This window comes from Leclercia sp. Colony189 (assembly GCF_009740165.1).
Lineage (GTDB): Bacteria > Pseudomonadota > Gammaproteobacteria > Enterobacterales > Enterobacteriaceae > Enterobacter.
Map to the genome: position 1 here is coordinate 258,948 of NZ_CP046557.1, position 21,736 is coordinate 280,683.

The 21,736-nt window shown below is 55.7% G+C and carries 21 protein-coding genes; 14 read left to right on the forward strand and 7 right to left on the reverse strand.

Features of this window, described 5'->3' with window-relative positions; translation table 11 throughout:
• Nucleotides 1-159 precede the first annotated feature (159 nt).
• The 3 genes from GNG29_RS01210 to pspG all read left to right on the forward strand — a co-directional run bounded on the left by GNG29_RS01210 (nucleotide 160) and on the right by pspG (nucleotide 2,930).
• Entirely contained in the window at nucleotides 160-1,470 is a 1,311-nt protein-coding gene (locus GNG29_RS01210) for a conjugal transfer protein TraF (RefSeq protein ID WP_156653722.1), read from the forward strand.
• A gap of 80 nt (nucleotides 1,471-1,550) precedes the next feature.
• Entirely contained in the window at nucleotides 1,551-2,546 is a 996-nt protein-coding gene (gene dusA / locus GNG29_RS01215; RefSeq protein WP_103177849.1) for a tRNA dihydrouridine(20/20a) synthase DusA, read from the forward strand.
• A 141-nt stretch (nucleotides 2,547-2,687) separates the two neighbouring features.
• Nucleotides 2,688-2,930, forward strand: coding sequence for an envelope stress response protein PspG (gene pspG, locus GNG29_RS01220; protein WP_039031939.1), 243 nt, complete (start codon nucleotides 2,688-2,690; stop codon nucleotides 2,928-2,930).
• A 187-nt stretch (nucleotides 2,931-3,117) separates the two neighbouring features.
• Here the strand turns inward: pspG and GNG29_RS01225 are convergent, their stop codons facing one another.
• Nucleotides 3,118-4,101, reverse strand: a complete 984-nt coding sequence (locus tag GNG29_RS01225) for a quinone oxidoreductase (protein ID WP_103177850.1) — start codon at nucleotides 4,099-4,101, stop codon at nucleotides 3,118-3,120.
• Between the two features lie 71 nt (nucleotides 4,102-4,172).
• Between GNG29_RS01225 and dnaB the strand changes: the two genes are divergently transcribed.
• From dnaB to GNG29_RS01255, 6 genes are all read left to right on the forward strand, one after another.
• On the forward strand, nucleotides 4,173-5,585 hold the full coding sequence (dnaB, locus tag GNG29_RS01230) for a replicative DNA helicase (RefSeq protein ID WP_103177851.1): 1,413 nt from the start codon (nucleotides 4,173-4,175) through the stop codon (nucleotides 5,583-5,585).
• 31 nt (nucleotides 5,586-5,616) lie between these two features.
• A complete protein-coding gene (gene alr, locus GNG29_RS01235) occupies nucleotides 5,617-6,696 on the forward strand; it encodes an alanine racemase (protein WP_103177852.1) in 1,080 nt (359 codons plus the stop codon).
• A 328-nt stretch (nucleotides 6,697-7,024) separates the two neighbouring features.
• Nucleotides 7,025-8,218 carry an aromatic amino acid transaminase gene (gene tyrB / locus GNG29_RS01240; protein ID WP_103177853.1) on the forward strand — a complete coding sequence of 398 codons (1,194 nt, stop codon included), beginning with the start codon at nucleotides 7,025-7,027 and terminating at the stop codon, nucleotides 8,216-8,218.
• 194 nt (nucleotides 8,219-8,412) lie between these two features.
• Nucleotides 8,413-9,123, forward strand: coding sequence for an acid phosphatase AphA (gene aphA / locus GNG29_RS01245; protein ID WP_103177854.1), 711 nt, complete (start codon nucleotides 8,413-8,415; stop codon nucleotides 9,121-9,123).
• Between the two features lie 114 nt (nucleotides 9,124-9,237).
• On the forward strand, nucleotides 9,238-9,654 hold the full coding sequence (locus GNG29_RS01250) for a secondary thiamine-phosphate synthase enzyme YjbQ (protein WP_114316150.1): 417 nt from the start codon (nucleotides 9,238-9,240) through the stop codon (nucleotides 9,652-9,654).
• A 2-nt stretch (nucleotides 9,655-9,656) separates the two neighbouring features.
• Entirely contained in the window at nucleotides 9,657-10,010 is a 354-nt protein-coding gene (locus tag GNG29_RS01255) for an MmcQ/YjbR family DNA-binding protein (protein ID WP_103177856.1), read from the forward strand.
• Here the strand turns inward: GNG29_RS01255 and uvrA are convergent, their stop codons facing one another.
• A complete protein-coding gene (gene uvrA / locus GNG29_RS01260; protein ID WP_156653723.1) occupies nucleotides 10,011-12,836 on the reverse strand; it encodes an excinuclease ABC subunit UvrA in 2,826 nt (941 codons plus the stop codon).
• A gap of 251 nt (nucleotides 12,837-13,087) precedes the next feature.
• On the opposite strand from uvrA, the gene ssb1 reads away from it, so the two are divergent.
• On the forward strand, nucleotides 13,088-13,612 hold the full coding sequence (ssb1, locus tag GNG29_RS01265) for a single-stranded DNA-binding protein SSB1 (RefSeq protein ID WP_156653724.1): 525 nt from the start codon (nucleotides 13,088-13,090) through the stop codon (nucleotides 13,610-13,612).
• A 71-nt stretch (nucleotides 13,613-13,683) separates the two neighbouring features.
• On the opposite strand, the gene GNG29_RS01270 is transcribed toward ssb1, so the two are convergent.
• Entirely contained in the window at nucleotides 13,684-14,577 is an 894-nt protein-coding gene (locus GNG29_RS01270) for a LysR family transcriptional regulator (RefSeq protein ID WP_156653725.1), read from the reverse strand.
• A 98-nt stretch (nucleotides 14,578-14,675) separates the two neighbouring features.
• On the opposite strand from GNG29_RS01270, the gene GNG29_RS01275 reads away from it, so the two are divergent.
• A complete protein-coding gene (locus GNG29_RS01275; protein WP_156653726.1) occupies nucleotides 14,676-15,398 on the forward strand; it encodes an SDR family oxidoreductase in 723 nt (240 codons plus the stop codon).
• Nucleotides 15,399-15,608: 210 nt separating this feature from the next.
• On the forward strand, nucleotides 15,609-15,818 hold the full coding sequence (locus GNG29_RS01280) for a YdgH/BhsA/McbA-like domain containing protein (protein ID WP_156653727.1): 210 nt from the start codon (nucleotides 15,609-15,611) through the stop codon (nucleotides 15,816-15,818).
• 55 nt (nucleotides 15,819-15,873) lie between these two features.
• Here GNG29_RS01280 and GNG29_RS01285 read toward each other — a convergent pair whose 3' ends face one another.
• The 3 genes from GNG29_RS01285 to GNG29_RS01295 form a co-directional block, all read right to left on the reverse strand.
• Nucleotides 15,874-16,620, reverse strand: coding sequence for an SDR family oxidoreductase (locus GNG29_RS01285; protein ID WP_156653728.1), 747 nt, complete (start codon nucleotides 16,618-16,620; stop codon nucleotides 15,874-15,876).
• Nucleotides 16,621-16,721: 101 nt separating this feature from the next.
• Complete coding sequence (locus GNG29_RS01290; protein WP_156653729.1) at nucleotides 16,722-17,603, reverse strand: helix-turn-helix domain-containing protein; 882 nt, start codon at nucleotides 17,601-17,603, stop codon at nucleotides 16,722-16,724.
• Nucleotides 17,604-17,612: 9 nt separating this feature from the next.
• A complete protein-coding gene (locus GNG29_RS01295) occupies nucleotides 17,613-18,257 on the reverse strand; it encodes an NADPH-dependent F420 reductase (protein ID WP_259935564.1) in 645 nt (214 codons plus the stop codon).
• A gap of 69 nt (nucleotides 18,258-18,326) precedes the next feature.
• On the opposite strand from GNG29_RS01295, the gene GNG29_RS01300 reads away from it, so the two are divergent.
• The gene (locus GNG29_RS01300) at nucleotides 18,327-19,226 is read left to right on the forward strand and encodes a LysR family transcriptional regulator (RefSeq protein WP_156653731.1); all 900 of its coding nucleotides are present in this window, start codon (nucleotides 18,327-18,329) and stop codon (nucleotides 19,224-19,226) included.
• A gap of 78 nt (nucleotides 19,227-19,304) precedes the next feature.
• Here the strand turns inward: GNG29_RS01300 and GNG29_RS01305 are convergent, their stop codons facing one another.
• A complete protein-coding gene (locus GNG29_RS01305; RefSeq protein ID WP_103177866.1) occupies nucleotides 19,305-19,586 on the reverse strand; it encodes a YjcB family protein in 282 nt (93 codons plus the stop codon).
• A 549-nt stretch (nucleotides 19,587-20,135) separates the two neighbouring features.
• Here GNG29_RS01305 and GNG29_RS01310 point away from each other — a divergent pair.
• Nucleotides 20,136-21,539, forward strand: coding sequence for a sensor domain-containing diguanylate cyclase (locus tag GNG29_RS01310; RefSeq protein WP_156653732.1), 1,404 nt, complete (start codon nucleotides 20,136-20,138; stop codon nucleotides 21,537-21,539).
• The last annotated feature ends 197 nt before the right edge of the window (nucleotides 21,540-21,736 follow it).

Sequence of the window (21,736 nt, forward strand, 5' to 3'; positions counted from 1 at the left end):
TGTTCTATACCTATTTAAAGCCATAAGGAAATCAATAGCTTATCTAATACTAAAGTTTAAGACATATTTAGCTTCTAATACTTTTTTCACAGAGGACGTATTTCCCTGCGCGGCGTATAGCCGCCGGGGTTAATTTACCCAAAATAAGTCAGGTGTCCTGTGAAAATAAAACTCAAACTTTCTGTGGCGGGAATTGCCATCGGTATTCTTTTGTCTCATCAGGCTGGAGCCACAAATACCTGGACGGAAGCACGCGGCGATGCAATGGGCGGAACAGGCGTTGCATCGGCCCATTATGGCAGCGGGGTGTTAATTAACCCGGCGCTGTTGGCAAAATCAAAAGAGGAAGATGATGTCACCGTCATTTTCCCCTCCGTGGGAGCGCAAATTAGCGATAAAGACAATTTGCAGGATAAGATCGATGAAATCAGCGATGAGATCACCGACGATCGGCAGATGATCGACGATCTGACCGTGGCGCAGATCGCCGCCGATCCGCAAGGCACGCTTAGTGAGCTGCAGAGAGCCGCCGGCAGCCTTACCGATCAGCTGGAATTTCTTGATGGCAAAACGGCGCATGCCAACGCCGGCGGTGGGATAGCCGTGAGCATCCCGGGTTCCGGCCTGTCGCTGGCGTTTGTCGCCAAAGCTAATGCCCATGCCCGCGTCAGCTCAGAAATCGATCCTCAGGACATCGATTTTTTACGCCGATTGCAGGGTAGCCCGGGAATGACCAACCAGATGGCGCTGAGCGCGGCGCGCAACGGCAGCGACGTGATTACCCGCAATCTTAACTCTGTTGCCATGGGCAGAGGGGCCATCGTCTCCGATTATGGCGTGGCGATTGCCCGTCAGTTTACGGTAAGCGACCTGCCGGTTTCGGTGGGCGTCACGCCGAAACTGCAGCAAACCTGGCTCTATAACTACACCACCTCCATTTATACCTACGACAGCGGCGACTTTAACAGCAGCCGCTACCGTAACGACGATACCAGTTTTAACGTCGATGTCGGCGTGGCGGTGGACTTTGGTGAGAACTGGACGGTGGGCCTGAGCGGGCAGAACCTCTTATCACGTGATATTGATACCAATGACATCCGCATTCTCAACGGGCGTACCGGGCAGGTGGTGAGCTATCAGGACACATACCAGATCCGCCCCCTGGTAACGGCGGGTGTCGCCTGGCATACCGGCCTGCTTACCCTCAGCGCCGATGGCGATCTGACCGAAACCCGCGGCTTTAAGAGTGAAGAAAACGCGCAGTATGTCGGCGTGGGGGCAGAAGTGACCCCGCTGAGCTGGCTGGCGGTACGCGCAGGCTTTCGCGGTGACGTGAGGGGCACCGACAGCAACGTCTTCACGGGCGGGTTAGGCTTTGCGCCGTTTAATACCGTGCATATCGATTTGACCGGTATTTACGGGGAAGATGAAACCTGGGGGGCCGGGGCCCAGTTGAGCCTGACCTTCTGAAGGCATCCGGAGGCGCTCGGCCTCCGGCGAATATGTGCTATAGTAGCGCCCCATTTTCACCAGATGCTTAAAACTTCGCCATGTCGTCAGAAAACTCGTCCCGCTATCCTGCCCACCGTTTTTCCATCGCGCCGATGCTCGACTGGACAGACAGACATTGCCGCTACTTCCTGCGTCTGCTGTCGCGCCACACCCTGCTCTATACCGAGATGGTGACCACCGGGGCGATCATTCACGGCAAGGGTGACTATCTCGCCTACAGCGAAGAGGAGCATCCGGTGGCGTTGCAGCTGGGCGGCAGCGATCCGGCGGCGCTGGCGCACTGCGCGAAGCTGGCTGAGGCGCGTGGCTACGACGAGATTAACCTCAACGTCGGCTGCCCTTCCGATCGCGTGCAGAACGGCATGTTTGGCGCCTGCCTGATGGGTAATGCGCAGCTGGTGGCCGACTGCGTGAAAGCGATGCGTGACGTGGTCTCCATTCCGGTGACGGTAAAAACCCGCATCGGCATCGACGATCAGGACAGCTACGAATTTCTCTGTGATTTCATCGGTACGGTGGCTGGCAAGGGGGAGTGCGAGATGTTTATCATCCATGCCCGCAAAGCCTGGCTCTCTGGCCTGAGCCCGAAAGAGAACCGTGAGATCCCGCCGCTGGATTACCCGCGCGTGTATCAGCTAAAGCGCGATTTCCCTCAGCTGACCATGTCCATTAACGGCGGCATCAAGTCCCTTGAAGAGGCGAAAGGGCATCTGCAGCATATGGACGGCGTTATGGTGGGCCGTGAGGCGTACCAGAACCCGGGCGTGCTGGCGGCGGTAGATCGCGAAATCTTTGGTGTGGACGTTGCCGATCGTGACCCGGTGGCGGTGGTGCGGGCGATGTACCCTTACATTGAGCGCGAGCTGAGCAACGGCACCTATCTGGGCCACATCACCCGTCATATGCTGGGGCTGTTCCAGGGTATTCCGGGGGCGCGCCAGTGGCGCCGTTACCTGAGTGAAAACGCCCATAAAGCGGGTGCCGATATCGAGGTGCTGGAGCAGGCGCTGCGTCTGGTGGCAGACAAACGATAATTTTCACCAATACTTCGTCAAATTCACCACGCCCGGCACCGCATTGCCGGGCGTTTTTTTTCAATATCAATAGGTTATTTTTGGCACGGATCTTGTAAATATCACATCAGCGTATCGTTGTGATGCATTTGGGAGAGAGCCATGCTGGAACTACTTTTTGTGATTGGATTTTTTGTCATGCTGTTGGCAACCGGCGTCTCGTTGCTGGGGATCATCGCCGCACTGGTGGTTGCGACAGTGGTGATGTTTATTGGGGGACTGTTTGCCCTGATGTTGAAACTGTTGCCGTGGTTGCTGTTAGCCGTGGCGGTGGTGTGGGCAATACGGGCGATTAAATCGCCAAAACTTCCACGCTATCAGCGCAATAACCGTTTTCGTTACTAAGGTATTGAGCGGTTCGTCACATCCTTGCAACTTTTACGGCATCATCACTTAGAACAGAATAGGATTTAGTTATCGAATCTGTCACTATGACCGCCGTTAAAGAATTCATCGCGCTGTACCCTACATACAGCCGAACTAAAAAAAAGCAAAGCAAGAAAGGGCTTCCCAAGGGAAGCCCAATTTTTTATCAAGGGATAAGCAAACTCGATCCCTGCGTCGCCCGACTCTCCAGCGCTTCATGCGCGCGTTGCGCATCACTCAGCGGATACTTCTGCGCCTCGGCCACATCCACCTTAATGACCCCGCTGGCAATCAACGAGAACAGCTCGTTGCTGGCCTCGACCAGTTCGTCATGGTTGGTGATATAGCCCTGCAGCGAAGGACGGGTGGCAAACAGCGACCCCTTCTGGTTAAGAATGCCGAGGTTAACGCCGGTCACCGGGCCGGAAGCATTGCCGAAGCTAACCATCAGACCGCGACGTTGCAGGCAGTCCAGCGAAGCTTCCCAGGTATCTTTCCCCACCGAGTCATACACCACACGCACCTTCTTGCCGCCGGTGATCTCTTTCACCCGCTCAACAATGCTCTCTTCACGGTAGTTAATCACCTGCCAGGCACCCGCCTGGAGCGCGCGCTGCGCCTTTTGCGCATTACCCACCGTGCCGATGAGTTTAGCCCCCAGCGCTTTTGCCCACTGGCAGGCGATCAGGCCCACACCGCCGGCGGCAGCGTGGAACAGAAACTGTTCGTCAGGTTTGATTTCGTAGGTTTTACGCAACAGGTAGAAGACCGTCAGCCCCTTCAGGAAGGAGGCGGCTGCCTGCTCATAGGAGATGGCGCCGGGCAGAATCGCTGCTTTATCTGCCGGGACGTTATGGACCGAGCTGTAGGCACCGAGAGCCGATTGCGCATACACCACGCGATCGCCCTCTTTAATATGTTTTACCGCACTACCGACTTTCACCACCACGCCCGCCGCCTCGGTACCCAGACCGCTCGGCAGAGCAGGGGGCGGATAGAGCCCGCTGCGGATGTAGGTGTCGATGTAGTTAATACCAATGGCTTTGTTTTCGACCTGGACTTCGTTCTCCCCAGGCGCGGTGGGAGTGAACTCTACCGCCCTGAGAACGTCCGGGCCGCCGTGTTTATGAAATTCAATACGCGTTGCCATGCTCCCTCCATTAGAATTAGAAAATATGGTAATCTTTCGACCCACTCTCTATCTCGGTAACTCCATTCACTATGGCAGGAAACAAACCCTTCAACAAACAGACTGAACCCCGGGAACGCGATCCCCAGTTAGCCGGATTAAAGGTCCCGCCTCACTCGATCGAAGCGGAACAGTCGGTGTTGGGCGGTTTAATGCTGGATAACGAACGCTGGGACGATGTCGCCGAGCGCGTGGTCACTGACGATTTCTACACCCGCCCGCACCGCCATATCTTTACCGAAATGGCGCGTTTGCAGGAGTCAGGCAGCCCTATCGACCTGATCACGCTCGCGGAATCGCTGGAGCGTCAGGGGCAGCTGGAGTCGGTAGGCGGCTTCGCTTATCTAGCTGAACTGTCAAAAAACACCCCAAGCGCGGCGAACATCAGCGCCTATGCGGACATCGTGCGTGAACGTGCGGTGGTACGTGACATGATTTCCGTTGCCAACGAAATCGCCGAAGCTGGTTTCGATCCGCAGGGGCGTAACAGTGATGAACTGCTCGACCTGGCCGAATCCCGGGTCTTTAAAATTGCCGAAAGCCGGGCCAATAAAGACGAAGGGCCGAAGAACATCGCCGACGTGCTTGATGCCACCGTGTCGCGTATTGAGCAGCTGTTCCAGCAGCCGCACGATGGGGTGACGGGCGTTAACACGGGTTATGACGATCTGAATAAAAAGACCGCCGGTTTGCAGCCGTCGGATCTGATTATCGTCGCCGCCCGTCCGTCGATGGGTAAGACGACCTTTGCGATGAACCTCGTCGAAAACGCGGCGATGTTGCAGGATAAACCGGTTTTAATCTTCAGTCTGGAGATGCCCTCCGAGCAGATCATGATGCGTTCTCTGGCCTCGCTGTCCCGCGTGGACCAGACCCGGATTCGTACCGGGCAGCTGGACGATGAGGACTGGGCGCGGATCTCCGGCACCATGGGTATTCTGCTGGAAAAACGTAATATCTATATTGATGACTCCTCCGGCCTGACGCCAACGGAAGTGCGCTCCCGTGCGCGCCGTATCGCCCGCGAGCACGGCGGCATTGGCCTGATCATGATCGACTACCTCCAGCTGATGCGCGTCCCGTCGCTCTCTGATAACCGAACGCTTGAGATCGCCGAAATCTCCCGCTCGCTGAAAGCGCTGGCGAAAGAGTTGCAGGTGCCAGTGGTTGCGCTGTCGCAGCTTAACCGCTCCCTGGAGCAGCGTGCCGACAAACGTCCTGTTAACTCCGACCTGCGTGAATCCGGCTCTATCGAGCAGGATGCCGACTTAATCATGTTCATCTATCGTGACGAGGTTTATCACGAGAACAGCGACCTGAAAGGGATCGCGGAAATTATTATCGGTAAGCAGCGTAACGGCCCCATCGGTACGGTGCGGCTTACCTTTAACGGCCAGTGGTCGCGTTTCGACAACTATGCTGGCCCGCAATACGATGACGAATAACTCTCCGACCTTCTTTTAACAAGGATTTGCAATGCAAGCGGCAACAGTTGTCATTAACCGCCGCGCTCTGCGACACAACCTGCAACGCCTGCGTGAACTGGCGCCCGCCAGCAAGCTCGTTGCAGTCGTGAAAGCGAACGCTTACGGACACGGTCTTATTGAGACCGCGCGAACGCTCCCTGATGCCGACGCCTTTGGCGTCGCCCGTCTCGAAGAAGCCCTGCGTCTGCGCGAAGGGGGGATCACCCAGCCGATTCTGCTGCTCGAAGGCTTCTTTAACGCCGCCGATCTCCCGACTATCGCCACGCAACGGCTGCATACCGCCGTACACAATCTTGAGCAGCTCGAAGCGCTGGAAAACACGGTGCTCAGCGAGCCCGTCACCGTTTGGATGAAGCTCGACACCGGCATGCACCGTCTGGGCGTGCGCCCGGAGCAGGCGGAGGCGTTTTACCAGCGCTTAAGCCAGTGCAGGAATGTACGTCAGCCGGTCAATATCGTCAGCCATTTTGCCCGCGCCGATGAGCCTGACTGTGGTGCCACCGAGCAGCAGCTCGATATCTTCAACACCTTCTGCGAAGGCAAGCCGGGCATGCGCTCGATTGCGGCATCCGGCGGTATTTTGCTCTGGCCGCAGTCTCATTTCGACTGGGCACGTCCAGGCATAATCCTGTACGGCGTCTCGCCGCTGGAGGGTAAGCCCTGGGGGCCGGACCTCGGTTTTCAGCCAGTAATGTCGCTCACCTCCAGCCTGATTGCGGTGCGCGAGCACAAAGCCGGGGAGCCGGTGGGCTACGGCGGGACCTGGATCAGCGAGCGCGACACCCGTTTAGGCGTGGTGGCGATGGGCTACGGCGACGGCTATCCGCGCGCGGCGCCATCCGGGACGCCAGTGCTGGTGAATGGCCGGGAAGTGACCATCGCTGGCCGCGTGGCGATGGATATGATCTGCGTCGACCTCGGGCCAGAGGCCCTGGAGAAAGCGGGCGATCCGGTGACGCTGTGGGGTGAAGGTTTGCCCGTGGAACGGATCGCGGAAATCACGAAAGTAAGTGCTTACGAACTTATCACGCGACTGACGTCGCGCCTGGCGATGCGGTACCTGGATTGAGCGTGACTTTGCTTGTAGGGATGAGAGAGCGCCAGTAATTTTCTTGCCGGTAGCCCAGGTCGCCAGGGTGGTGGCGATTGAGCCACCCTGGCACGTTCACCGGTTCAGATGTATCAGAGAAGCAAGGAACGTAAGGTGAACGGAACCACCACCTGAGTCGCAGGTTCCCCCTCATCCTCAGGTTGAAGAAGCCGACTGTGCCTGTTTTTTATGAAGTGCCACGCAACGTGTCGACCATACCCCATCTTCATTAACATCCTCTCGATCTTCTTCCACTTCCGGTTTATTGTTGAATTCCCTGCCTCATTATTATCCGGAGAACCATCGCGTGTTCCAGAAAGTCGACGCCTATGCTGGCGACCCTATCCTCTCCTTAATGGAGCGTTTCAAAGACGATCCGCGTGGCGATAAAGTTAACCTCAGTATCGGTCTTTACTACAACGAAGCGGGCATCATCCCGCAGCTGCAGGCCGTTGCCAAAGCCGAAGCGCGTCTGAACGCCACGCCACACGGTGCGTCGCTCTATCTGCCGATGGAAGGACTCAACAGCTACCGTCACACCATCGCCCCACTGCTGTTTGGCGCAGACCATCCGGTGCTGGCACAGAAGCGTGTTGCAACCATCCAGACGCTGGGCGGGTCAGGCGCGCTGAAGGTCGGCGCCGACTTCCTGCACAAATATTTTCCGGAGTCGGGTGTCTGGGTGAGCGATCCGACCTGGGAAAATCATGTCGCCATCTTTGAAGGCGCGGGCTTCACGGTGAATACCTATCCGTGGTTCGACGACCAGACTAACGGCGTACGCGTTGGCGCCTTGCTGGAAAAACTGAGCACCCTGCCGGAACGCAGCATCGTGCTGCTGCATCCGTGCTGCCATAACCCGACCGGTGCCGATCTGACGAATGCGCAGTGGGATGCGGTTATCGAGGTGCTGAAAGCCCGCAACCTGATCCCGTTCCTCGACATCGCCTACCAGGGCTTTGGCGCCGGGATGGAAGAGGATGCTTACGCCATCCGCGCCATTGCCAGCGCAGGTCTGCCGGCGCTGGTCAGCAACTCCTTCTCCAAAATCTTCTCGCTGTATGGCGAACGTGTCGGCGGTCTGTCTGTGGTCTGCGAAGATCAGGACGCCGCCGGGCGCGTGCTGGGCCAGCTGAAGGCGACCGTGCGTCGTATCTACTCCAGCCCACCAAACTTCGGGGCGCAGGTGGTGGCGACCGTGCTCGGCGATGACGAACTCAAAGCCGAGTGGCTGGCAGAGGTGGAAGCGATGCGTACCCGCATTCTCGCCATGCGTCAGACGCTGGTGGATGTGCTGAAGGATGCCGTTCCGGGGCACAACTTCGACTACCTGCTACAGCAGCGCGGCATGTTCAGCTATACCGGCTTCAGCGCACAGCAGGTGGACCGCCTGCGCGACGAGTTCGGCGTCTATCTGATTGCCAGTGGACGCATGTGCGTTGCAGGCCTGAATAGCGGCAACGTTCAGCGTGTGGCGAAGGCCTTTGCCGCTGTAATGTAAGCACTTACTCACGACCTCCTTCTTTAGCGAAGGGGGTCGTTAAGAAGTACAGCCGCGCTTTGTGATATCCCTCTTTCTATTGCGACAGAGAGAGAAATTCTCCTTTCCTTCCCCTCCCGCTGCGGTTATTTTCGATGGGGCTTTTGACCATCCGCTCAAAAATAAAACAACAATCTGAATATTCTGGGTAAAAAATGCGCAAGATCATACTGGCGCTCAGCGCTTCCTGCTTATTGCTCTCGCTCAGCAACCCAGCCGTGGCTCGCCCCTCTTCACCTCCACCGTTATATCCGGGCACAACCGCCGCCAGATTGGCTGAGCAGGCGCCCGTCCACTGGGTTTCCGTCGCACAAATTGAAAAAAGTCTGCTCGGGCGTCCACCCATGTCGGTGGGGTTTGATATTGATGACACCGTCCTGTTTTCCAGCCCTGGCTTCTGGCGGGGTAAAAAAACCTGGTCTCCGGAGAGCGATGAGTACCTGAAAAATCCGGCATTCTGGGAGCAGATGAATAACGGCTGGGATGCGTTCAGCATTCCCAAAGAGGTGGCGCGGGCGCTGATCGCCATGCACCTGAAGCGCGGCGACAACATCTGGTTTATTACCGGGCGTCATTTCACTAAAACCGAAACGGTCACGAAAACCTTGCAGGACGCCTTTCTGATACCCGCCGTATCTATGAATCCGGTGATTTTTATTGGCGGAAAGGGGGAGAGGACCAAAACGCCGTGGATTGCCCAGAAACAGATTAAGATTTACTACGGCGACGCGGATAGCGACATCAACGCGGCGCGTGAAGCGGGTGCCAGGGGGATTCGGGTTTTGCGGGCGTCGAACTCCACCCAAAAACCGCTGCCTCAGGCGGGAGACTTTGGGGAAGAGGTGATCGTTAACTCAGAATATTGAGTCTCTTTTGGCGCAGGAAAGAACACTTTTTAAGCAGATTTACCTGCTGCGGGTTTTACCTTTCGTCGTATTGCTGCACACTTAGAGGGATCAACCTGTAAAACGGAGCAGCACATGTGGTATCAGCAAACCCTGACCCTGCGCGCCAGGTCTCGCGGTTTTCACCTGGTGACGGATGAGGTCATCGGTCAGATTCGCGATCTTCCCCGCATCAACGTGGGTTTACTTCATCTGTTGCTGCAACACACGTCAGCCTCTCTCACTCTTAACGAGAACTGCGATCCCACCGTCCGTTCCGATATGGAGCAGCATTTTCTCAAATCCATTCCTGACAGTGCCCGCTGGGAACACGATGACGAGGGGCCAGACGACATGCCTTCCCATATTAAATCCTCCACGCTAGGCGTCTCTTTGCTGCTGCCGGTCAATCATGGCCGTCTGCAGCTGGGCACCTGGCAGGGGATCTGGCTGGGAGAACATCGTATCCACGGCGGTTCGCGCAAAATCATCGCCACGCTACAAGGGGAATAAAGATGACAATTTCGGAGATACTTCAGTACTGCATGAATAAGCCGGGTGCGGAGCAAAGCGTGCACAGCGACTGGAAGGCAACCCAGATCAAAGTCGCCGACGTGCTGTTTGCGATGGTGAAAGATGTGGAGGGGCGTCCGGCGGCCTCGTTAAAAACCAGCCCTGAACTGGCAGAACTGTTGCGCCAGCAGCACAGCGACGTGCGTCCCAGCAAGCACCTGAATAAAGCGCACTGGAGCACGGTCTATCTGGACGGGTCGATTCCCGATTCGCAGATTTATTACCTGGTGGATGCCTCTTACACGCAGGCGGTGGAACTGCTGCCGGAGATGACCCGGCAGCAGCTGTCAGTGTAACTACTTCAGAAGCGGTTTAAGGAAGCGGGCGGTGTGCGAGGCTTCGCACTCCGCGACGGTTTCCGGGGTGCCGGAAACCAAAATTTCACCGCCGCCGCTGCCGCCTTCCGGACCGAGATCGACAATCCAGTCCGCGGTTTTAATCACGTCCAGGTTGTGCTCAATCACCACGATGGTGTTGCCCTGATCGCGAAGCTGGTGCAGCACGTCGAGAAGCTGCTGGATATCGGCAAAGTGCAGACCGGTGGTCGGCTCATCCAGAATGTACAGCGTCTGCCCGGTGCCGCGTTTGGAGAGTTCACGCGCCAGCTTCACGCGCTGCGCCTCCCCGCCCGAGAGGGTAGTTGCTGACTGGCCCAGACGAATGTAGGTCAGACCAACATCCATCAGGGTCTGGAGCTTACGCGCCAGCGCCGGAACGGCATCAAAGAACTCGCGCGCCTCTTCGATGGTCATATCCAGCACTTCGTGGATGGTCTTGCCTTTATATTTGATCTCCAGCGTTTCGCGGTTATAGCGTTTGCCTTTGCACTGGTCGCACGGCACGTAGATATCCGGCAGGAAGTGCATTTCAACTTTGATCACCCCATCGCCCTGACAGGCTTCGCAGCGCCCGCCGCGCACGTTAAAGCTGAAGCGGCCCGGCGTGTAGCCGCGTGAGCGCGATTCCGGCACGCCGGCAAAGAGTTCACGTACCGGCGTGAAGACACCGGTATAGGTCGCCGGGTTAGAGCGCGGGGTACGACCAATCGGGCTCTGGTCGATATCGATCACCTTGTCGAAGTGCTCAAGCCCGGTGATGTCACGGTACGGCGCAGGCTCTGCCAGCGTTGCACCGTTCAGCTGAGTCTGCGCAATCGGGAACAGGGTGTCGTTAATCAGCGTCGATTTACCGGAACCCGACACCCCGGTAATGCAGGTGAACAGGCCGACCGGCAGGGTGAGCGTCACATCTTTCAGGTTGTTGCCGCGGGCGCCGGTGAGTTTCAGCACTTTTTCCGGGTTGGCAGGCACGCGCTGTTTTGGCACCTCAATCTTGCGTTGACCGCTCATGTACTGGCCGGTCAGGGACTCCGGCACCGCCATGATGGCGTCCAGCGGCCCTTCCGCCACTACCTGGCCGCCGTGGACACCCGCGCCCGGCCCGATGTCGATCACGTGGTCGGCGGCGCGGATGGCATCTTCATCATGCTCGACCACAATCACCGTGTTGCCGAGGTTACGCAGGTGGATCAGGGTGCCAAGCAGACGTTCGTTGTCACGCTGGTGCAGGCCGATAGAGGGCTCATCCAGCACGTACATGACGCCCACTAAGCCCGCACCAATCTGGCTCGCCAGACGGATACGCTGGGCCTCGCCGCCGGAGAGCGTCTCTGCGGAGCGGGAAAGCGTCAGGTAGTTGAGGCCAACGTTCACCAGGAATTTCAGACGATCGCCAATCTCTTTCAGCACTTTCTCGGCGATTTTCGCCCGCTGGCCGGAGAGCTTCAGGTTGGTGAAGAAGTCCATCGCATGACCGATGCTCATGTCTGAGATGGCTGGCAGCGGCGTGTTTTCCACATACACATGGCGCGCTTCACGACGCAGACGGGTGCCGTCACAGGTGGCGCAGGAGCGGTTGCTGATGAACTTCGCCAGCTCTTCACGCACGGCGCTGGATTCGGTCTCTTTGTAGCGGCGCTCCATATTGTGCAGCACGCCTTCAAACGGATGGCGACGCACCGAGGTATCGCCGCGATCGTTCATATATTTGAACTCGATGTTCTCTTTGCCGGAACCGAACAGGATCACTTTGTGCACGGTTGGGCTCAGGCTGCCCCACGGCGCTTCAACGTCAAATTTATAGTGCTCTGCCAGCGACTTCAGCATCTGGAAATAGTAGAAGTTACGCTTATCCCAGCCGCGGATGGCGCCGCCAGCCAGCGACAGTTCGGGATTCTGGATCACCCGATCGGGATCGAAGTACTGCTGTACGCCCAGGCCATCACAGGTCGGGCAGGCGCCCGCCGGGTTGTTGAACGAGAACAGACGCGGTTCCAGCTCGCGCATGCTATAGCCGCACACCGGGCAGGCGAAATTGGCGGAGAAGAGCAGCTCCTCCGCTTTCGGGTCGTCCATATCGGCAACTACCGCCGTACCGCCGGAGAGATCCAGTGCGGTCTCGAACGACTCCGCCAGGCGCTGGGTCATGTCGTCACGCACCTTAAAGCGGTCGATCACCACCTCTATAGTGTGTTTCTTTTGCAGTTCCAGCTTCGGTGGATCGGAGAGATCGCACACTTCCCCGTCGATACGGGCGCGGATATAGCCCTGGCTTGCCAGGTTTTCCAGCGTTTTGGTGTGTTCGCCCTTACGCTCTTTAATGATTGGCGCAAGCAGCATCAGGCGTCTGCCTTCCGGCTGCGCCAGCACGTTGTCCACCATCTGGCTGACGGTCTGCGCCGCCAGCGGGACATCGTGATCCGGACAACGCGGCTCGCCTACGCGGGCATAGAGCAGACGCAGGTAGTCATGGATTTCGGTGATGGTCCCGACGGTGGAACGCGGGTTGTGGGAGGTCGACTTCTGCTCAATGGAGATGGCAGGCGACAACCCTTCAATATGGTCGACGTCCGGTTTTTCCATCAGCGACAGGAACTGGCGCGCATAGGCAGAGAGCGACTCAACGTAACGACGCTGACCTTCGGCATACAGGGTGTCGAAAGCCAGAGAGGATTTGCCTGAGCCTGAAAGCCCGGTGACGACAATCAGCTTGTCGCGAGGGATGACGAGGTTGATATTCTTGAGATTGTGGGTGCGGGCGCCCCGAACTTCGATCTTATCCATTCACCTTTCCCGGTAGGTAGATACACGGAATGCCTGGTTTGTTTGAAGGACAACCGGCATAAACGATTAATTATGACACAAATTGACCTGGCTGGATATACAGTATTGAGATGCAAATTCAGATTCGTTGTGCAAAAATAGACCACGAAAAGAGTTGGGTGGAATCCGCCTCGCAGCTATGAACATGCGGCATGGAAATGGTACACTCGCGCGTTTACACTATTTAGAAATTGTTTTCAGGAGACACGATCATGGCCAGCAGAGGCGTAAACAAGGTGATTCTCGTCGGTAATCTGGGCCAGGACCCGGAAGTACGCTATATGCCGAGTGGTGGTGCAGTGGCCAACATTACGCTGGCTACCTCCGAATCCTGGCGTGATAAAGCGACCGGTGAGATGAAAGAGCAGACCGAATGGCACCGCGTCGTGCTGTTCGGCAAACTGGCCGAGGTGGCCGGTGAGTATCTGCGTAAAGGTTCTCAGGTCTATATCGAAGGCCAGCTGCGTACCCGCAAATGGACCGATCAGTCTGGCCAGGAAAAATACACCACTGAAGTGGTGGTGAACGTTGGCGGTACCATGCAGATGCTGGGTGGCCGTCAGGGCGGTGGCGCGCCAGCAGGCGGCCAGCAGCAGCAGGGCGGTTGGGGTCAGCCTCAGCAGCCGCAGGGCGGCAACCAGTTCAGCGGCGGCGCGCAGTCCCGTCCGCAGCAGCCATCTGCGCCAGCGCAGTCCAACGAACCGCCAATGGACTTCGACGACGACATCCCGTTCTGATCTCTTGCAGAACGAAATAAAAACCCTGCCTGGCAGGGTTTTTTTATACCTGTAGGTCAGGAAAGGGTGAGTTACGGCTGTCGCCACTGCCTTATATGCTCGATCAAGGCACGCAATTTTGGCGCCATGTTGCGGCGTTGCGGGAAATAAAGATAAAAACCCGGAAAATGAGGGAGATATTCATCCAGTATGGATACAAGCTGCCCACTTTCAATATAGGGCCTGAAGGTCTCCTGAGGAGCAAAAGTGATGCCGCCGCCGGCAAGGGCGATGTTCAGCATAAGACGCAGATCGTTAGTGGTGATCTGCGGATCGATGGCCACATCGAAAGGTACGCCTGCCTCCTCAAATTCCCAGCGATAGGGTGCTACATCCGGGGAAGGGCGCCAGCCGATACAGCGATGGCGAACCAGCTCCCGGGGATGCCGGGGGGCGCTGTTGGCTGCCAGCCAGGAGGGTGATGCAACCACCATTTCCCGCTGCGGCCCCGTCAGAGGCACGGCGATCATATCTTTTTCGATAACCTCTCCCAGCCTCACGCCGGCATCATAACCTGCCGCCACGATATCGAACTCCTCATCCGACACCAGAACATCAATCGTCACGCCAGGGTTCGCAGCCGCAAAAGAGGCGAGCAGGGGGCCTGAAAGAAATTCTTCGGCTATAGAGGTCACCGCGATCCGCAGAAGCCCGCGCGGCACGCTGTCCGAGGCGATCTCTTCGAAGGCCGCTTCAATATTTGATAAAGGCAAAGATAAGGCGTTACGCAGCCGCTCGCCTGCTTCGGTCAGGTTTACCGAACGCGTTGTGCGCATGACAAGCAGGGTTTCGAAAGTGTCCTCAAGACGCCTTATACCCTGGCTGACTGCCGACCGGGTGACGCCAAGGCGTGCGGCGGCCGCGCTGAAGCTGTGTTCCTCGGCGACCGCGAGAAAAAGAGGCAGGAGATTAAGATCGACCTTCATTGTTTACCGTTGCTAACCAGTGAGTCAAGTAAGTGCAGGATACAAGAAACAATCTCAAGGTTCTATTATCTTCCTGAACTCAACTGAAGGAGCACATCATGAATAAAGTTATCTTAATCACGGGCGCATCCAGCGGTATTGGTGAAGGTATTGCCAGAGAGCTTGGACATGCCGGCGCGAAAGTATTGCTGGGGGCGCGCAGGCTGGATCGCATAGAAGCCATTGCGACAGAAATCCGCAATACGGGCGGCCATGCTGAAGCCCATGAGCTGGATGTCACCAGCCGTCAGTCGATGGCTGACTTCGTCCAGGCGGCGGTTGAAAAGTGGGGGCGCGTTGACGTTTTAATCAACAACGCAGGCATTATGCCGCTTTCACCCCTTGCGGCAGGGAAACAGGATGAATGGGAACGCATGGTTGACGTTAATATCAAAGGCGTTCTCTGGGGAATTGGGGCGGTACTTCCCGTTATGGAGGCACAGGGCAGCGGTCAGATTATCAACATTGGCTCTATTGGTGCCCTTTCCGTTGTGCCAACGGCCGCCGTCTATTGCGCAACAAAATTTGCAGTACGGGCTATTTCGGATGGTTTACGCCAGGAAAGTTCGAATATCCGCGTCACCTGCGTCAATCCAGGCGTGGTGGAAAGCGAACTGGCTTCGACCATCACCCACAAAGAAACCATGGCGGCGATGGATGCTTATCGCGCCATTTCGCTTAAACCTGCTGATATTGCCCGCGCTGTGCGGCAGGTTATTGAGGCACCCGAAAATGTGGATACAACCGAAATAACCATCAGACCTACTGCGTCAGCAAATTAAAGCTGAATATTGTACGCGTTTCGCTATTAACAGGGCCTGATAAATAAGCGTGATGAAAAAATAACGCTGGTCTTGAGTAAATTCGTCCCATTTGTTTACGGCAGATTTAATTCTGTTAAAAAACGTTCGCTGAAATCAGGTGGGGATAGTATTTCCGTTTCGCTGGAAAGCTATCCAGCCGTATACCGATCCGATTAAAGGAGATCAGACATGAAAAATATGACTGGCTTAATGGCAGGTATTGCTTTATCTGTGATGTCATTCTGTAGTGTGGCACAGACAGTAAGCGCAGTTGATTCCACTCTGGATGGCGCGGAAGCAAAAATAGCGGCCCAGGCGCAAAAGGCCGGTGCGTCATATAAAATCATCAGTGCGCGCTTTAATAATAAGGCTTACGTAACGGCTGAATTGACCAAATAAATAAGTGCACATGGTTACTGCAAAAAAAGCTGCCCGGCGGGCAGCTTTTTTCGTTTTACCACGGTTGTTCGGTAGGCATAATAAATAGCTCTGCCACGTCCACATGGTCCGGCGCCTGTAACGCGTAGAGAATAGCGTCAGCGATATCGGCAGACTTCAGAAATGTCATCTGCTCTTTTAACTGCTCCATCCGGGCGCGGTAATTCTCGTCACTGATATGCTCAAATAACTCGCTTTCAACCGCGCCAGGCTGTAGCGAGGTAACACGGATATTGAATTCAGGCGATATCTCCATGCGCAAAATATCGCTGAAGGCCGCTACCGCGTGTTTGGTCGCACAGTAGACACCCAGTCCCGGAAAAGTTTTACGCCCGGCGATCGAGGAGGTATTGATAATATGTCCTGATTTCTGGGCCTGCATAACAGGGAGTACCGCTGCGACGGTATTAAACAGGCCCTTAATGTTGACGTCTACCATTCGATGCCATTCTTCAAGTTTAAGGCTGGCGATGTCCGAAATGGGCATCAGCCCGGCATTGTTAAAGGCGATATCAATGCGGCCATAGGTTTTGTGCAACGTCGCCACGCCAGCAGATACGGAGGCCTGGTCTGTCACATCCATTTCCAGCGCGATGGCTTTACCGCCAGCAGCCTCAATTTCGCTGACCAGAGCCTGCAGGCGATCCAGGCGGCGCGCGGCGAGGCCAACTTTAACGCCATGTGCGGCTAATTTTTTGGCGGTAGCAGCACCGATGCCGCTTGATGCCCCGGTCACGATGGCGGTTTTACCGTTGAGTTCCATAATTGATCCTCTTGTGAATGGATTTCAGCGCTTCAGAAAGAACCTCTGAAGTACGGAACAATCATGTCTCTTTCACCCGGTCTCTTCGCGCGGCGGATTGCTCAAACTGTCGTGATTTTGCTACGACGATAATCGCTGCGATATTTTGAAGGCGATATGCCGGTTACCCGGCGAAATGCTGAGGCAAAATGGCTGGGGCTGTTGTAACCCACGGTCAGGGAGATACTGATAATGGAATCATCTGTTTCGGAAAGCAGGCGACGCGCCTCTTCCATCCGCAGCCGGATAAAATAGTGGGAAGGCGAAAGCCCGGTAGACTGCTTAAAGACGCGGCTGAAGTGGAATTCGCTCAGTCCGGTCAGACAGGCCAACCGCGCCAGGTCAAAGGGCTGAGCCAGATCTTCACGCATCGCCTTAAAGACCCGGTGTAATTTAAACGCCTGCAGGCCGCCGCGATGCCGCTTCGCATCGGTCCGGTAAGTACGTGCCAGATGGACCGCCAGCGCCTGGGCGATACCCTGAATAAACGGGCCGCTGGGTTGATTTTGCTGGTAAAGCTCCGCGCGTATATGTTCCAGCAAAGCGGACAGCGTTTCGTCCCGCTCTCCGGAGACTTCGCGCAATTCAACGCCCTGCATCATGGCTACGCCAATATAGACGTGCATTACGATGAACGGCGCGCCTGGCTCGGCTCGCCATCTCATTTCGGTGGGCGAATCTGCCGTAGTGAGAAAAAAATCCCCTGCGACAACGGGGTTTGCTATCCACCCTTCTCCCGGGGAGCGTTCTTCAACCAGGGCACAGCCTGAAAGTATCCACACAATGAAGGGCTCCGGCACGGCGGGAATAATAATCTTTTCCTGGACCTGGCGACGCGTCAGGATTTGGACAAATACATCCCGGGAGGAGAGCGCCCGGTGTTCCTTCTGCAACTCCCCGGGAATGTATTCTTCGAATGTCTCTGCGGAAGTACGCTGGGTCATGTTAATCGACTATGCCAGTTTTACCAGGTTCAGGGCTGGCAGAGGACCGCCAGGGAACTGTTGCAGATGACCACCCGTTTCAAGGCTGCCTAAATCTATAGTGGCGAAGCCCATTCGCGCGGCCAATGCTTCCACTTCGGATTTCGCCCCGGCATCGTCTCCAGAGATAAACACGACGCGGCGTCCGCCCGCCTGGGCCGGATCCTGCGCCAGCACGCTGGCCAGAAGCGTGTTGAAGGCTTTGACGACGCGGGCGCCGGGTGCCCACTGCGTCATCACCTGGCTGGAATTTTTTCCACCCAGTTCGGCCAGGGTAAAGCCGGGTAAAATCACCGGATTGGTGGCATCAATCAGGATACGTCCACTCCAGTTTAGACCGCTTAGCGCGGCTTCGGTGCTGCTCCAGTTGGTGCTTACAAAAACTATCCCGGCTTCAGCCGCTTGCTGCACGGTACCCGCGCGAGCCCTGTCGCCTAACGCGTTCACCACTTCCGCCAGGCTGTCGGGGCCACGGCTATTGCTCAGAATAACGTTCAGCCCGGAATTGACAAGCTGTCTGGCAAAAGCCTGCCCGATGGCGCCAGCGCCAATAATACCCACGGTTTCTGTTTTCATCGCTTGTTTCCTTAAATGTATGGTTGAGAAGCTGACCAAATAGTAATCATCGCCATTCCATCTGTGTAGCCTATATAATTAGATGGATCCCATCTAACGGAGCGATACATGCTTGACGGTATGTCTATTGATCAACTGCGTACGTTTATTGCCGCAGTTGATGAGGGCAGTTTCTCGGCCGCTGGGCGCAAATTACGGCGGGCGCAGTCGGTCGTCAGCGCGACGCTGGCGAACCTTGAGTCTCAGGTTGGCTTTCCGTTGTTTGAGCGAACGGGGCGCTATCCCAGACTGACGGAGGCGGGGCTTGCCCTGCTGGAGTCAGCGCGTATTGCAACGGCGGGAATGGACGCGTTCAAGGCTAAGGCACGCACCCTGGCTGAAGGGCTGGAGCCTGAACTTGTGGTATCCGTGGATGTGATGTTTCCTGTTGAAAAATTGACTGCCGCGGTGCAAGCCTTTCAGCAGGCCTTTCCTGCTACGCCCTTGCGTCTGTACGTGGAGGCGTTGGGTGGGGTACTTCAGCCTTTACTGGCCGGTAGCTGCCGGGTGGCGGTAATCGGCTCGCTACCCGATTTACCTGCGGGTTGTGCAGCTGAGTATCTTCTCAGCGTAGGCGCCGTAGCCGTGGTATCGCCAGATCATCCGCTGGCTAAAATAGCCGGCCCTCTCCTTCGTTCGGTTGTGCAGGAGCAGGTGCAACTGGTGTTGGCCGATCGTTCCACGCTCACTGCGGGGCGCAACTTCGGCGTTATGTCGGGCAAGACATGGCGTATAGGGGACATGGGAGCGAAGCATGCATTCTTACGCGCGGGGCTGGGTTGGGGCTATATGCCTTTGCCAATGGTTGAGGAAGATCTTGCCAGCGGTCGGCTGGTCGCTTTGAATTTACAGATGCAGCCTGACGTTGGCGCGGGATTTTCAATGTACGCCGTACATTTGAGGGAATACCCTCCAGGCCCGGCCGGACGCTGGTTTATCAATAAGCTCAAAGCGCATGCAAATGAATAAGGTGAATTAGCGATCTGACAATCAGGCCGGCGATGGTCATAAAAAAACCAGACCCTGGTCTGGTTTTTATCGCTGGAACTAGGTGTACATCATTGGCCAGTCCGGCGGCGTATGGCTCATTGCCTCAACCATGATCGTTTTAACGTTATTCCAGACCGCGGCCATATCCAGCAGGGTGATGCCCAGCAGGCCGGTGGCAAACCAGCATGCCGCCGCCAGACCCAGACAGGTGCTGATCACCGCCAGTACTGCGTAATCCGACTTTTTAAACTGAACGTTCAGGGTGCTGGCCAGAAACATCAGCACCGCGCTCAACAATTCCCAGCGTGCAAAGACAACACCGGTGGTAATAGCTGCCATAAGACCGATCCTCAAAGATATCCGCCGCCGGGTATAGCGCGACGTTGCCCGGACGTGGCAAACTGGCTATCGGCAAGCTCAGACTGACAAAATGAAACGATGTTTTGCGTTACATCATATGTGTGAACTATATCACATTTGTTCTTTTATTCGCCAGTGGGCAAATGCATGAAAATGGCCTTTTTTAACCCTTTATTTAATATGGTTATAGGGCCGCAGGAATATATCTTTAATCAGCTAATTGCTCGGGTTGCGGTAACTTTATCGATAATTCATTGAGATAAGAAAACGTGTACAGGTAACCTGTGGTTGTACAATATTTACAGCCTCAGACCTATGGATTATGCTTCATCCGGTTACGTAATTAGCCCGTAATAAATAAATCAGGCTTTTACTGGTTATTATTTGCTGTACTTTTAATTTTACACACACATCTTTTTTCGACAGGGTCAGACAGCCGTAATAATAGATGCTGGCTGCGTATCCTTTCACTCCTGATTTATTCGTTGCGACATTTTTTATCTCGTTAAATGAGCGACGAATAAAACGATGAAGCAAGCAAATCGAGAGAATATAAATGACAGTACGCGGGCTCTGCACGCATTAGCTAAATTAATGCCAAAATTATCGTCGCAGCAAACCTTAACGGATCTTCTGCAGACGATTAATCATACCTTTGGCGCCCAGACCAGCTGGGTAATGGTGGAGGACGATGCGGGTCAGCAGCAGGTAGTCAGCGTCGGTGAATTAACCTGCCATTCCTCAGAAATTAAAGCCTTTCTTTCCAGCACGTTATTGCAGCGTCACCACCGCGCATGGCGGGTCATCTGTTGGAAAGAGAAGACCGGTACGCTTTTATTTCCTGCCATGCATCCGGGACACAGGCAACTACAGTGTGGCGTGCTGTATAAATTGTCGCTGCAACAGGATCGCTGCAACGGCTACTTCTTCCTCGGCTTTGCGCAACCGCAAAGCAGCATCACCGTGCTGAAACAGGTGGTGGTGATCCTGGTCGAAAAACTGAAGGACTATTTGACCGGCCTCGTTGCCCGTGAGCGCACGGCAAAAGAGATGCAGCGGGTGATCACCCAGTATAAAACCCTGTTTGAGCGGGCGCCGGTACTGATGAACTCCTTTGACCGCCATAGCCGCTGCGTATTGTGGAATGCCGAGTGCGAAAAGGTGTTTGGCTGGACGATGGTGGAGATCAACGCCCATGCCGATCCGCTGGCGCTCTTTTATCAAGACCCGGAGGAGCGCCGCCGGGTGCACGAGTCGGTGAATACCACCCCGCTGAACGATATGTACGAATGGCATCCGCTACGTCGGGACGGGGTTCAGCTGACCATCCTGTGGTCGAATATCTCTCTGCCGGACGGCTCAATCCTCAATATCGGGCTCGATATTACCGCGCGTAAAAAAGCGGAGCAGCAGCTGGAGATGAAGGCGACCACCGACGATCTGACACGCTGTCTGAATCGCTCTGCCATCCTGCAGCAGATTGGCGCTGCGCTGGAGGCCTGCCAGCGCGAAGAGGCGGATAGCCACTTCTCTGTCATGATGCTCGACCTGGATTTCTTTAAACAGATTAATGATAAGTGGGGGCATCTGGTGGGTGATGCTGCGCTGATGCATTTTTGCGACTGCCTGCGGAGGGTGATCCCCTCGGGGGCAGCGCTGGGCCGGGTAGGGGGAGAGGAGTTTTTACTGCTGCTGCCAAAAACCCGCAGTGACGCGGCGGTGCAGCTCTCCATGGTGCTCCGTCAGGCGCTCTCTCTCACGCCGCTCAAGGTCGGCAGCCGCACCTTAACACTCTCTTTCAGTGCGGGCGTGGTGGAGGTGAATGGAAAACCACGCGATACCTCATCGCTACTCATTAGCGCAGATAAGGCACTTTACGATGCCAAGCGCGGCGGAAGAGGTAAAACAATCGTCGCGGTTGATTATTTATAAATCACTTCAATCATCCTGACGGGTTAAATAGCACAAAATTTCATGATGAAGTTGCGCTTTTTTCATTCTGTAGGTAGTTTGGCTTAATCGACGATTTTCTGTTGAGTTATCCGGGAGCCTGGCTTCCTGGAACGGTAATTATTTAACTTAATAAACACGAAACGAATACTTTCAGTTTGGCTTACGGACAAATATTA

Bases quoted from the DNA above. Each gene is read 5' to 3' on its own strand.
- dusA (WP_103177849.1), top strand. From the start codon at position 1,551: ATGTCGTCAGAAAACTCGTCCCGCTATCCTGCCCACCGTTTTTCCATC.
- pspG (WP_039031939.1), top strand. From the start codon at position 2,688: ATGCTGGAACTACTTTTTGTGATTGGATTTTTTGTCATGCTGTTGGCA.
- GNG29_RS01225 (WP_103177850.1), bottom strand. From the start codon at position 4,101: ATGGCAACGCGTATTGAATTTCATAAACACGGCGGCCCGGACGTTCTC.
- dnaB (WP_103177851.1), top strand. From the start codon at position 4,173: ATGGCAGGAAACAAACCCTTCAACAAACAGACTGAACCCCGGGAACGC.
- alr (WP_103177852.1), top strand. From the start codon at position 5,617: ATGCAAGCGGCAACAGTTGTCATTAACCGCCGCGCTCTGCGACACAAC.
- aphA (WP_103177854.1), top strand. From the start codon at position 8,413: ATGCGCAAGATCATACTGGCGCTCAGCGCTTCCTGCTTATTGCTCTCG.
- GNG29_RS01250 (WP_114316150.1), top strand. From the start codon at position 9,238: ATGTGGTATCAGCAAACCCTGACCCTGCGCGCCAGGTCTCGCGGTTTT.
- GNG29_RS01255 (WP_103177856.1), top strand. From the start codon at position 9,657: ATGACAATTTCGGAGATACTTCAGTACTGCATGAATAAGCCGGGTGCG.
- uvrA (WP_156653723.1), bottom strand. From the start codon at position 12,836: ATGGATAAGATCGAAGTTCGGGGCGCCCGCACCCACAATCTCAAGAAT.
- ssb1 (WP_156653724.1), top strand. From the start codon at position 13,088: ATGGCCAGCAGAGGCGTAAACAAGGTGATTCTCGTCGGTAATCTGGGC.
- GNG29_RS01270 (WP_156653725.1), bottom strand. From the start codon at position 14,577: ATGAAGGTCGATCTTAATCTCCTGCCTCTTTTTCTCGCGGTCGCCGAG.
- GNG29_RS01275 (WP_156653726.1), top strand. From the start codon at position 14,676: ATGAATAAAGTTATCTTAATCACGGGCGCATCCAGCGGTATTGGTGAA.
- GNG29_RS01280 (WP_156653727.1), top strand. From the start codon at position 15,609: ATGAAAAATATGACTGGCTTAATGGCAGGTATTGCTTTATCTGTGATG.
- GNG29_RS01285 (WP_156653728.1), bottom strand. From the start codon at position 16,620: ATGGAACTCAACGGTAAAACCGCCATCGTGACCGGGGCATCAAGCGGC.
- GNG29_RS01290 (WP_156653729.1), bottom strand. From the start codon at position 17,603: ATGACCCAGCGTACTTCCGCAGAGACATTCGAAGAATACATTCCCGGG.
- GNG29_RS01300 (WP_156653731.1), top strand. From the start codon at position 18,327: ATGCTTGACGGTATGTCTATTGATCAACTGCGTACGTTTATTGCCGCA.
- GNG29_RS01305 (WP_103177866.1), bottom strand. From the start codon at position 19,586: ATGGCAGCTATTACCACCGGTGTTGTCTTTGCACGCTGGGAATTGTTG.
- GNG29_RS01310 (WP_156653732.1), top strand. From the start codon at position 20,136: ATGAAGCAAGCAAATCGAGAGAATATAAATGACAGTACGCGGGCTCTG.